General features: G+C 32.7%; 7 protein-coding genes. 3 read left to right on the forward strand and 4 right to left on the reverse strand.

Translation table 11 applies throughout. The features are described from left to right. From ESZ26_RS18270 to ESZ26_RS18285, 4 genes are all read right to left on the reverse strand, one after another. The coding region (locus ESZ26_RS18270) for a transposase (protein WP_211361247.1) at positions 1-346 on the reverse strand (346 nt) is incomplete at its 3' end. A 384-nt stretch (positions 347-730) separates the two neighbouring features. Next, positions 731-1,186, reverse strand: a complete 456-nt coding sequence (locus ESZ26_RS18275; protein WP_146801155.1) for a hypothetical protein — start codon at positions 1,184-1,186, stop codon at positions 731-733. A 9-nt stretch (positions 1,187-1,195) separates the two neighbouring features. Then, the gene (locus tag ESZ26_RS18280; RefSeq protein ID WP_146801157.1) at positions 1,196-3,526 is read right to left on the reverse strand and encodes an AAA family ATPase; all 2,331 of its coding nucleotides are present in this window, start codon (positions 3,524-3,526) and stop codon (positions 1,196-1,198) included. 71 nt (positions 3,527-3,597) lie between these two features. Further along, positions 3,598-6,843: a serine/threonine-protein kinase gene (locus ESZ26_RS18285; RefSeq protein ID WP_146801159.1), complete on the reverse strand. Its 3,246-nt coding sequence runs from the start codon at positions 6,841-6,843 to the stop codon at positions 3,598-3,600. Positions 6,844-7,005: 162 nt separating this feature from the next. Between ESZ26_RS18285 and ESZ26_RS18290 the strand changes: the two genes are divergently transcribed. The 3 genes from ESZ26_RS18290 (at position 7,006) to ESZ26_RS18300 (ending at position 12,299) form a co-directional block, all read left to right on the forward strand. Beyond that, positions 7,006-7,284, forward strand: coding sequence for a hypothetical protein (locus ESZ26_RS18290; protein ID WP_146801161.1), 279 nt, complete (start codon positions 7,006-7,008; stop codon positions 7,282-7,284). 543 nt (positions 7,285-7,827) lie between these two features. Next, the gene (locus ESZ26_RS18295; protein ID WP_146801163.1) at positions 7,828-10,932 is read left to right on the forward strand and encodes a helicase-related protein; all 3,105 of its coding nucleotides are present in this window, start codon (positions 7,828-7,830) and stop codon (positions 10,930-10,932) included. An 11-nt stretch (positions 10,933-10,943) separates the two neighbouring features. Continuing rightward, positions 10,944-12,299 (forward strand): hypothetical protein, encoded by a 1,356-nt coding sequence (locus ESZ26_RS18300; protein ID WP_146801165.1) that lies wholly within the window; start codon positions 10,944-10,946, stop codon positions 12,297-12,299. The last annotated feature ends 248 nt before the right edge of the window (positions 12,300-12,547 follow it).

The following is a 12,547-nucleotide window of genomic DNA, read 5'->3' on the forward strand; positions in this document are numbered from 1 at the left end:
TCATGCCTTTGGCATACAGGTACAGGATTTTATCGTCCATTGACGTAAATCGTGTTTGGTTCTTTTTGACTAATTTCGGTTCAAAGCTTCCTTCTCTATCGCGTGGGGTTTCAAGTTCAACTTGACCATCTTCGGTGCGAATAGACTTAGAGGAATAGCCATTTCGGCTATTGTTCGTGGTGGATTGCTCATGAAGTGCATAGCCAAGATGTTCTTCAAGCTCAGCGTTTAACGCGGCTTCAACGGTTATCTTGGTTAATATTCTACGAAAGTCTGTTAAGTCTTGCTCGGACTTAATACCTTTAGCTGCTTGCTTAGCAAATACTTCTAGTTCTTTCTTATTCATAGTCTGCCTATCCTAAACCCTATATGGGTATTAATGATAGGCAGTTACACAGATTTTGTTACAGGGTCAAAAAATAGAACATTGAGAAGTGCCGCAGGCGCTTGGGTAACCAATATTGTAACTATACTTTAGTGAAGGTCTCTTTCCTGCATTGTAGATAGTTAGACAAAGCGACTATCTTTATCCCCGCACTACGTGCGAATTATTCTATTCTTCAACCATACAATACTATGGCTTTATTGTAAGTATCCCAATAAAAATAGAGTGTTATTATTTTTATTTTTTTAAATTATCAATTGAATAATAGCTGTTCTTTTCTCTTAATTAGTAAGTGTAAAAAACGTCAACTAGTGACGATCTTTACACTTAAGTTTTGGTAACGGTTTAAAATAAAGTGTTCCCAATTCGCTTTTTATAATCATTTAGTGCTAGGTGGCCAATCATCCTAAAACTTGGTGTTATATCCGCTTTTTCATATAATTGAGTAAGCCATATTCCTTCATATTCAACAACATCACATACGACTATTTTATTTGCCAATATTTTATTCAACTTTAAAGCTGAAGATTCAACATCTAGACCCTCATTCTCCAATAGTTTTTTGGTTATGCCATGACCATGTTTTTCAGAATAATTACACCAAAAACCTTCAGATAACCATATGTCTACAGGTTTTATTAATAATGAACCTTCCCGAATATTTCCATACCAAGCGATCTTTATTGGGTATGCATGTTTACTAGTGCCAGATGGTTCTATATTTATGCCGACGAAACCACCTTCAGAAGAGAATGTGGAAGTCGTTAATTCGCCATAATATCTAGGATCATAAATTTCCATATTAATTCCTTAGTGTACAAAGCCGATTGGATTTGTAATGTTGAGGTTATCCAATACTTGAAAATCGGACGGTTCAATCGATAAGGGCTGATTTAACTTAATATCCACTCTTTGTATAGCTTTACGTATTGCCGCGATAATAAGCTGTTTAGCAAGCCTTGGGGGCTGGTTAATAAAGAACTGGTGACAATGAGTTGGAATAGTATCGGTTAAAAACTTCCCTAACTTTTTTTCTACTCGATATTTTGTGTAGATATTGGCCCCTATGGTCTTCATCTGCTCTATTGTTGGTTTTTGAATTGAAAAAGATATAATTCTTGATCGTAAAGCAGGAACCAAGTTGTCGATATCATTTGTAGTGGTAAAGATAATGAACCCTGAAAAGTTAACGTTAAAACCAAGAAAATTTTCAGTTACTGATTGGCTTTGTTCTGACTCGAACAATGAGAGTAAAGTAGGAACTAAATTTCTTTCCCCGATACTTTTTACCATGCATAATTCATCAATTAAAACAAATGGTTGGAATGAATCATTTTTCAATAATAATATTTTTGAGAAACTACCAATGGAAGCATTGTTCCATGTTTTGTGAGCACCGATTAACTCGAATTTATCACCCATTGATGTAACAGGCATTGTGTTAAAGTCTAGCCCAAATAATGATGCGAATTCGATGGAAAATTGAGATTTCCCTATTCCTGGGCAACCATCAAAATTTATAACTGGGAGGTCCAAGGGTAAATTTGTAATAAATGATTCAGTTAAGCACCCCATTAAAAACTCAATAACTTGAGTAAAATTAGGAAAGTTCTTTGCTAATTTATTAAGCCGATCTTTATAGTCATGTGGCACATAAAGTAACTTTTTCATATTACCTTTTTCTTGAATTTGTTGAAAAACCTTTGCGTCATGATCTTTAAGTCCAAGAATGATCTCTGTCATTAAATCTTCGTGACAATATACTTCTATTGTCTCATTTGAGTGCTTGTTTTGGTTTAATTGGTCTAATTGCTCAGTAGGCTCTATATCCACTATTTCTTTTGAGTCTACTATTCCATGAAATAGCATTATTTCAGCTTCTAACGCCTTATGTTCTATGTCGTTATACATTAATTTAATGCGTTTACACTCTACAATAATTTCATCTTGAAACTCTAAGACTTCGTCTGAATAAATATCTAATTGTTGATCCAGCTTTTCATAGGAAATTTGAATATTTTGTTTTTCGAGAAAAAGCATAAAGCTGGATAGACTCTCATGGCTCCTAGCTTTGCATGTTGCACAATATATTTGTTTTAGTGACAATTCACTTAGTAGTTGTCTCCATATCTTTTCATTAAAATTATTTATCTCGTCAAAAGTATCAGCATTTCTTAATATTTTTATCGAGCTTTCCTGATGTTCTGATTCGTGCATTTCAGGTGAAGTACTACGAATTTTACGTATAACTTTATTTAATGATTTAAAGTGATACTCACTAAATTTAGAAGAATATTTATATTGCTCGAATGCATAGCTTGCTTTTGTAATCTCACAATTTTTTAATAATTTATACTGTTCAAACGGCTCTAGCACTTTTAGTGCATTTATTAATACATCTACTTTGATTTGTGAAAAAGCCTTCTTTAAAGTTCTTTCAGAGTACAGATCTATACTGTCAATAATCCTAGTTTGATAAGATAGTAAATCAAAAGTAAAAGGATCTACTCCATATGATGTTGGTTTCAGTAAAAATTGCTTAAGTTCATATGCCATTTTAGCCAAAGCAGAGCTTTTGGTTCTTTCTGACTTTTTTGATGCTTTACATAAGTGCTTTATTTTTTTAACTCTTGAATCGGGCAAACAATCAAATAACAGTTTTTGATTAACATTTTCATCCAATGCATCAGCAATTATTTCATCATCAATAGAAGGCAATACATCGATCAGATTATTTCGTCCGTATTTTAGAAGGCTTTCAATACTGGTTGCATTTTTACAATTAGTACTTTTAGCTAATTCCTCACCTTGAGACAGAAGTGTTTTTTTTGATTTTTTTAGTGCTTTTTTTAATTTTGATACTTCTAAGGTAGTGCTTGCAGGGGTAGCTAAACTGACAATGCCTTTATATTTGTTTTTGAGGTTTAGTGCACCTGAAATACCTGATAATAGTAAATACTGAATAACTGATTTGTCATTTAAAAAAGCGACACACGTGTCTAAGTTGAGTTTTCTGTTGTTTGAAAAAGCATGACGAATAACAATAGGATGGTAGTTTTTAATAAAACTTAGCTTTGTTATATCTATATGTAACTCTGGAAATTGAGCTTTATTTTCTTTGGAAGTATTAGTGGAATTCATAAATAACCCTTTATTTGTTAAAGGACTATTTAATCTTAATAAGTAAATTCAGGCATCGTTGGAAATTTGATTTAATCTAAAATATCGACAAATGGAGCTTTTTCGAGTTTCATTAAAGTTGGGTGTGTATCAAATTTATCGATATCAATACCATCGGTGTAAAAATGAAGTCTAGCGAATTGTCCTGTGCTCAATAAAACAAGACAATCAGAAAAAAGGTAATCCATACCGAAGGAATTGAATTGGCATCTAACGTCAATAACTCTCTCATCTTCATAATCGCTAATTTGCGGCAAGTTTTCGATATATCTTTTATTCAAAACTTGTCCATTTATAGTGGCTTGGTTAGTAAATGAAAATTCTTCTCTTTTACTATTAGAAGCTAAGTCACTTAACACATAACAATCAGCTTTTAATTCTTCGACATGATTATATGACTTAGAATATTCCTGAAGTATTGTTATTTTAGATTCTTTACCAAATAGCTGATTACTTTTTATCGTATGGCTCAGTAATTTCTGGCCGGATGTTGATGTAAGTAAACCTTTTAACGTTATCTTCAAAAAACTAGATAACCTTTGCTCATTTTCATGACTAAAATATAATTTATTATGCAAGTTAACTAAAAATTTATTACATTCAATATTGTTTTCATGGAAACTGAAATAATCTGTTTCTACTTCGTTAGTTGAATCATCAAAGCCTATGTTTTTTTCCCATCCAGTATTTTTTTTATACCACCCATCCGCCATTAAGTAGTGGCTAAATAATAGTAATTCCAAAAGAAAATTTTGATTCTTCATATGATGATCTTTTATTTTGGTGACGTTTACTTGTCCAGCGTCATGCTTATTATTCTCAATTTCATTTGATTCAAATGGATCCTTAACTATTTCTTCACACAGCTCACTGGCTAGAGCTTCAAAGTCTAATTGAAATATATTCAACAAAATCAGTGTAAGGCTATATATATCATCTGCTTTTTTTAATGACTGACCATTAAGGACATCAGGAGAGATCCACTGTACGCTACCAGTGTTTTGCGAGGACATTTCTTCATAACTAGATGAGCCGAAATCTATTAACTTTGGAATGCCTTCTTTTGTCACGATGATATTTTGAGGTTTTAAGTCACAATGAATAAGGTTTTTTGCATGAGCGGCTGATACCCCATTACATATTTTCTGAAATAAAGAAACTTTTTGATCATTAGTCAGTGAAGTCGATATTAAATACTTATCAAGTGTCATCGCACCGGAGTGATATTCAGTAACTAATCCATAAACATCGGCATTAATTTTTTGTTTGAAAACAGAATCATCGACGTTAATAAAATCATAAACTTGTATTATATTCTCATGCTTTAGGGTTGCTAAAATACGAGCTTCGCGCTTAAAAATTTCAGGATGTGTAAATTCAGAAGTGGCATTTAATTTAATCGCAACTTCACGATACAGATTATTATCTGCGGCTTTAACAACAAAACCATTACCCCCTGTACCTAATTCAGAAATCATTTGATATCGGTTGTTAATTCGAGAATCAAAATTAATAGATTTCAATTTATTGTTTCTATTTTCGGCTACGTATTTTTTAGTCTTCAGATCTATTGAATTGTTGAATGCTTGGTTAAATTTTCTGAACACTTCACTACTTCTGCCGCCAATTTGAGATATTATCCGGCGCCAGTCGGTTCTTTTCATACCTGAGTCTTTCTCTATTTTTTTCCTTGAAAATGTGTTTATGGAATCAAAAATCACTTCTGTTTGAAAAACCTTAAGATCATTACCACAAAAAATATTATCCCAATAAAAATTAAAATACGTTGAATCATAAATAAATAGGCTTTCAAAGAACATTTTATTTACTGGTTCAAAGTGACCTTTTTGTACTATTCGTTCACTTGTATTCATCATTTCATCAATAGCATCAGATGAATATATATTATGCGTATCTAGCCATTGTTTAAAGTCTTCGTTACCCTTATTTGAAAGGCTTTTTATAACCGCTTTGTTATGAATTCCTCGTTGTAAATTACCGTAATATTTTTTGCTACTTGTTAATTCTGTCAAACGTATTATTAATTGGTTTTTAGTGACAAACGATCTAAATATTTCTTGGATCCAATCTTCAAGTAGGTATCGGTCACCTACAAATTCGCCACGATCAATCAAATAAAGGATCCAAACTTTTGCTACTTTTATTGACTCGTTCTTTAGATTTTCAAACATTTCTTTCGAACTGTGTAACAGAAGATCGAGATCGATTTTATCTTTTGTATATTCCATCAAGTTAAGTAGTGATGATAAATATAACGAACGATTTACAATGCTTATTGTATTTACAATTATTTGAGGGTTGATCACTAAGGCTATATATAATTGGATCTTAAATAATACTTTGATTTCTTTATGAAATTCTCGTGTATAGTTTGAATACTCCTTAATATCTTCAGGGAGCATGTCCATACCTGATACTAATAACTCTGATAACGACTTGTTTTGGCGTTCGGAGTTATCTAATAATTCTTCTATTTCATTATCAAAAATATCATCTTTATAGTTATTTAAAAGATCATGGTAAGTAATTATTTCAAGTCTTTTGAAGTTATGCTTATCAAGCTCTTCCTCTATGCTTTTGAGTTGATGTTCACTAAAGTTTCTTTTATGGTTGAAATCAAGTTCTAGAGGGAATATCGGTATTTCAGTCAATGCTAATTTTTGGACAAAATGGTGAAGAAGTTGCCTCGTTTGAAGCTCGAATAGCAATTCGTCTGTATTTAGCGACTCTATTGAATCACTTTTTTCGGGACTTAGTTTTGAATCGATTCCCGAACTGCTCATGCAATCGTGAATAAATGTTAAATCAATTGTATGTGCAATATTTACCGAAGTTAATTTCTGATCACCTTTAGCTGTATTAACTATCTTCGTTACTATTGATTGAGCTATATTTTTATCAGATATTTTTTGTTTATTAATTGATTCAATGAAAGTTTTAAATTTAATAGGATTATCAAGAAAGGTTATGCCTAAAGAGTTGACATATTTAATGAAAAAGTCAGACGAGATTGACGGATTATTTTGAGGCTTTGAATTCTCATGTATCAAGGATGTAATCTTAGTAAATAGCTCAACTCCCTCACTGTAATCAGATTTGCTTTTCCTCTTAGAAAGACTTTTATTATTGGTGTTAATACTTTGCCAAAAACCCAGTAACACATTAGGTTGGACTAAACTTAAAGGTAATTTCTTACCAAAAGTAAAATTCGCTTCCCATTTTTCATATAAACATGCAGCTTCATACAGCTCTTTCATTATTTTTAATACTCCTTTCTTCTCAAGTTAATAATACCTCAAATAGCTATATTTATCTTTATTTACAATAAGTAAACTATCAATCGATTTTCCAACGATGGGTGGTGTGCAATTTAATAATAAGCTTAATGTTAACTTAATCAAAAAAAAGGCACTAAAAAAATGATACATACTAAAAGTTATAATCGTCATATCAAGCAGGCTAGAGAAGCAGTTAAAGGCACAACTGGAATAGATCGCATTATAGCAATCACTGAGTACTTTAAAGAAGCAGGCCATCCGCACGCTGATAATACAGCCAATCAATTAATAATGGATAGAATGCATTATCAGCAAAGTGATCGTGATTTTGCTTATAAAGTAATGTCTGAAATGGCTTACTTAGTTACTACCAATGAAGAGCTTGTAGCGTATAGTGAATCGATAGATTGGAACATATAATATGAAAAAATATAGCGGTTACACAGCAGAAGAAATAAGGAAAATGGAGGAGGAAGGCATTTGTTAAAGTTACGTATTAATTCAGTACATGAATGGTGATTACGACAATGTGACGAATAAATGGCAACAAGGAAGTCATCCCCTTTAGAACTACTAAAAAACCACGATCAATATAGAAATAAAGATAGAAGTTCACATCCGTCAGGATGGGGAAAGAGCTTCTTTTTAGCGAAAAAAAATAGCACACCTTGTGGCTGCTTTAATTATTTAACATGGTTAATAGACTTGCCCTTAATATCCACTCCTTACCCCTAATAGGGGCTTTAAATATCTATTATTTATTTTTACTTTTACTTATCTTAACTAATTACTATTGAGATACTGTTTACTTGGCCTGAATTTAAAGTAGGCTTATAGTTAAATGAAATATCGATTAAAAATCACAAGGTTGTAGCTGTAAGTTATTTAAAATTAGCACAATATAGAACAAAATATTGGTGAAATAATATCGACTTTTGTCAGTTAACCATTTAGGGCGGAACAATGGAAAATGCTTGGTCAGCGTCACAGCGAGTAAGGCTAAAATCAGATCCAGGTAAAAATGGTGTTTTAACTGGAGACGTTCAAGAGAGAAGAGGGAAGAATAAATACTTGGTTATTTTTCCTGATGGGGATTCTTGGGTAAATGAAACAGCGTTAGAGATTGTAGATAGTGCCGCGAGAAATGTTGTGGAGTTACTAAAAAATAAGCAATTTGGTCGTGTTACGGATTTGCGCCGTAATCTTACGAATATTCAGTTATCAGGCCGCTTGGCTAATATTGTTTACTCAATGGATACAACTAACACTGAGTTTTATGCATATCAGTACAAACCTGTTTTGTCTTTTTTAGAGGCGCCTTCAAAAGGAATTTTGATTGCAGATGAAGTCGGTTTGGGAAAAACCATTGAAGCAGGGTTAATATGGACTGAACTTAGATCTCGCTTTGATGCCCGTCGTTTAATGGTTGTCTGTCCGGCGGTACTTAAAGAGAAGTGGAAAGATGAGCTAGCTAATCGATTTGGAATTGAAGCGACATTGATGGGCGCTAGTGAACTATTTGAGGAATTAAATAATCGAACACGATCTTATTATCCGCCAGGTAGAGCTATTATTTGTAGCTATGATGGATTACGACCTCCGAAGTCTTTAGCTGATGACGATGGAGTTAAAAATAATAGCCCAAGAGCGAAATTAGCTGAATTATTGGAATTGAACTCAGGTGAAGAACCTTTGTTTGATTTAGTCGTTTTTGATGAAGCTCATAAAATGCGAAACTCTGAAAGTGCCACCTCGAAATTAGGGCGGATAATAAGAGAAGTAAGTGAGCATTTAGTTTTACTGTCTGCAACTCCGGTTAACCTTCACAGCCAAGATTTATATCAATTACTTAATATTGTTGATGAAGATACATTTAGTAATGAGCATGTTTTTCCAAGTGTGCTAAAAGCAAATCAGCCATTAGTAAAGGCACAAAATAAGGCGCTAGATAAAACCTCTACATGGGATGATATTGCAGAATTAATAGAAAGTGCTCAAACTCACTCTTTATTAAAAGATAACCAACAATTAAAAAATATACTTTCTAGACCATTCAGTGCAAAAGAGTTAAAAGAAAATGCTAACAGGGTTCAATTGGCTAATAGAATTGAACGATGTAACTTACTTTCAAAGGTGTTAACTCGAACAAGGAAAGTAGAAGTCAAAGAGTTACGGATTCCTAGAGAACCATATGCCCCCATAATAATCATGACTGAGGTTGAAGCCGCTTTATATGAACGAGTTACAAACATTGTTAGAAGATATGCTTTAACTAAAGATATAAGTGATGGCTTTTTATTAGCTAGCCCTCAAAGACAACTGTCAAGTAGTATGTATGCTGCCGTTAAGTCTTGGACTGACAGGGAAGCAGATGATGAATTACAATCATATGAAGATTTTGGTAATGAAAAGTCAAACATAAAGAAGGCAGGACCATTAACTCAAACTATCATGAATGGTGTTCTTGGGACTGTAGACTTAAATGAATTATGGAAAAATGATTCTAAGTTTAAAGCATTACAAACAGTTTTAGTGGAATATTTGGATGACAACCCGGAGGAAAAAATAATCCTTTTTTCATATTTTAGACCAACTCTGAAATATTTATCAAATAGACTTAGTAGTCTTGGATATAAAAACCAAATTTTGATGGGAGGGATGCGCGAATCGAAACAATCGATTATTAATAGGTTTAGAGATAATAAAGATATAAAAATACTACTCGCATCAGAAGTTGCTAGTGAAGGTGTTGATTTACAATTTTGTAGGGTTTTGATTAATTACGACTTACCCTGGAATCCAATGAAGATAGAACAAAGAATTGGCCGTATTGATCGCCATGGTCAAAAAGCTAAAAAGCTGTCTATATTAAATTTTTGTTATCACGATACTATTGATCAACGTATTTACGAACGTTTGTACAAACGATTAAATATATTTAAAGAGTCTCTCGGCGATCTGGAAGCTATTTTAGGTGAAAAGATTAGTGAACTTACTAGTAGCTTGTTAAAAGATCGGAGAACCCCCGAACAAGAAAACGCATTAATTGAACAAACTTCACTTGCACTAGAAAAAAGAAAAATTTCAGAACAAGAGCTTGAATTACAAGCATCTAATTTAATTGCCCATAGTGGCCATATTTTGCAAGAAGTTAATGCCGCACATCAATTTAGTAAAAGAATTACTGAAACGGATTTAAGCATATTTGTAAAAGATTTTTTAGAACGTCATTGTCAAGGTTTTATATTTTTTCAGTCTAATCCTGAGGATGAATTATATGAAATTCAATTGCCTGCTAATGAAGCTGCACTATTTAGGACTTTTATAGATAAAAGAAAATTGTATGGTATTTCATCACTGGACAATGGACAGAAAAAAAGTTGTCGTTTTTTTAATAAAGTAACGACAATAAAGTCAGTAGTAGAGTTTATAAATCAAACTCATCCACTTATTCAATTCATCAGTAAAAGGTTAAAAGATATTGATGAAGCATTTATCCCGTTGGTTAGTTGTGCTTTACCTAATGCTTATGCGCCAAATTTAAATAAAGGAATTTATGTGGCATCAATCCAACGGGCTAGTTATGAAGGATTAAGAGTTGAAGAAAAGTTAATTGCAAGGGTTAAAAAGATAGATGAGGAATCTGTTTTGGATGGTGGGATGTCACTTGATATTATTAACCTTACCCGATTGAATTCATTTGATTGGCCTGAAGCTAAAATTGAAATTAATGAAGTTGCAGTTAAAGAAGACCTAAATCTGTGTGATGATCTTATTGAGGATGAATTTGAATATGAAACTCAATTAAAAACGGCTGAAAACATTGATAGAGTTAATCTTCAAATAACGTCCGCGCAAAAGCATTTCGAACGTCAAGTGGCAAGTAGTGAGAGTGCTTTATGGAAACATAGATTAGCAGGGCGAACTAGCTTAACTAAAGCAACGGAAGGTCGAATAAATAAGATTCAAGAAAGGTTCACCCAGCGTAAAGCCGAACTTGAGTTACATCAAAAATTTAAGCCTGATTTAATACCCGTATGTCAGATTGTATTTAAAATTGTTGAATAAAAGGGATTGCCATGCCTAAAAATAAAAAAATCAGGTTCACAGTTACAAGACCACAAAAGCCTGATAGAAAAGCATTAGATGATAATTTAAAGCAATATAGTAAAAGTTATAATTTCAGTGGGAAGCTAGAAGCGCAACTTCCTATTGATATATCAAAAGCACAGGAATTAGTAATAGGGCTTGATTTTGGAACTGCATTTACAAAAATAGTTATTGGGTCTGAAGTTGATGCTGAAGCATTAAGTTTTGGTAAATATGGATATTTATTACCTTCTCAGTTTTATTCTGATAATGGAGGTAATTGTTCATTATATGAAAATGGGCCTAATTGCTTTAAAGATCTAAAACTACCAGTGTTAACAAGAAGTGCTTCTCTTTTTGATCAAGTTGCAATAGTTTGCTTTCTGGCTTTAGTATTTAAAGAATGTCGTGTTTGGCAAAAAAAATCTATTTATAGAAGTATAGATATCGATTGGCTAATTAATTCAGGCTTACCAACCGAAAGCTATGATGAAAAGGTGGTTGTTAGCTTATACCGAAAAGTAATTAATGCAGCGTGGATATGTAGCTTTCAAAATAAAATTAATATTAGAGGGTGCAATCAGGCAATTAAAAACATTGAAGCTAAAGATTTCAATTATATAGGGGATTACCGACTTCATTCTGACTGTTTGAATTTATTTCCAGAGTTTGCCGCTCAAATAGTTGGTTATGTACAGTCACCGTCTAGGAGAGGGTTTTCACACCTCTTAGTTGACATAGGCGCGGGTACAATTGATGTTGCGATGTTTATAGTAAGTAGTACTGGTGGAGAGTGGTTATTTGAAATTACCGGTAAGGATATACAGACTTTGGGTGGGGATATTTTAGCAAAGCATAGAATGCATCATTCTAAGGCAGTTATAGATATAAGAGAAGACTTTCCAACGGACGTTAATTTTGCTCAACTTCTAGGAGTTCCACTAAATACTTTAAAGCTAATTGATAAACCATTTATTAGTGCTGTTAATAGTAGTCTAAATAAAGTTGTTAATAGTGTAGCTCTTGGTCATCGTTTTGGGGAAGATATAACTACTTTTATTTGTGGTGGTGGTAGTAAAATAAAATTATATACTGATCAAGTTGAAGCGTTAAAAACAAAATTCCCTTTGCAAATAATCCCTTTAATAAAGCCGGATAGATTAAGGAATTTAGATATACATCGCGATAGCTACCATCGTTTATCAGTCGCTTACGGCTTATCATATGACCCATTAAATATAGGTAAGGTAACAAGGAAATCGGTATCTTTGAAGCAAGTAATTAATAAACGCTCTCAGAATAAACAAGCTGAAATAGATAGAAATAGAGAAGAAATGTATAAGTAAAGCATTCACCAAAAGATAAGTGATCTAAATGTTACTGTTGGTATTAAGTACGTAAAAACAAATAGTACAAATGACCGATATAATATAAAATTTTCTTGAAAAACAACTGGATTGAATATAATATTAGACGTCAACTAACTTGTCCGGTTGGCGTCAATTAACTTGGCCGGTATTTGAGTTTAGTTTTATAGCTTGTTTTTTACGGTAGCTTTCGCCTTTAATTTGATAGATATCACTGTGGTGAACAA

It is taken from the genome of Colwellia hornerae (genome assembly GCF_007954355.1).
Classification (GTDB): Bacteria; Pseudomonadota; Gammaproteobacteria; order Enterobacterales; family Alteromonadaceae; genus Colwellia_A; species Colwellia_A hornerae.